Raw genomic sequence first — 424 nt, forward strand, 5'->3', positions numbered from 1 at the left:
GCATGCGATTTTGTTGAGAAAAATCAAAATGTATTAATCACAGGAAGCACGGGAGTAGGTAAAAGTTTTTTAGGTACAGCATTAGGTTATCAAGCTTGTATTCAAGGATATAAAGTCAGTTATTACAACACATCCAAGTTATTCGCTAAGTTAAAAATGGCTAAAGCCGATGGTTCTTATCTGAGAGAATTAGCCAAAATAGAACGACAAGACGTCATTATATTAGATGATTTTGGACTTCAAGCATTAGATAGTCAAAACCGAATTACACTTTTAGAAATCATCGAAGATAGACACAATAACGGTTCTATAATCGTAACTTCTCAAATACCAGTTCAAGGTTGGTACGATATAATTGGAGAAAAAACCATAGCTGATGCCATTTTAGACCGACTCATACACCAATCCCATCGCATTGAATTAC

Annotated in this window: 1 protein-coding gene; it reads left to right on the forward strand. The window is 34.7% G+C overall.

Annotation, left to right across the window (positions count from 1 at the left end):
- On the forward strand, positions 1 to 424 hold a 424-nt coding region (locus G6042_RS00640), incomplete at both ends, for an ATP-binding protein (RefSeq protein ID WP_169522351.1).

The sequence above is a fragment of the Flavobacterium solisilvae genome, assembly GCF_012911605.1.
Classification (GTDB): Bacteria; Bacteroidota; Bacteroidia; order Flavobacteriales; family Flavobacteriaceae; genus Flavobacterium; species Flavobacterium solisilvae.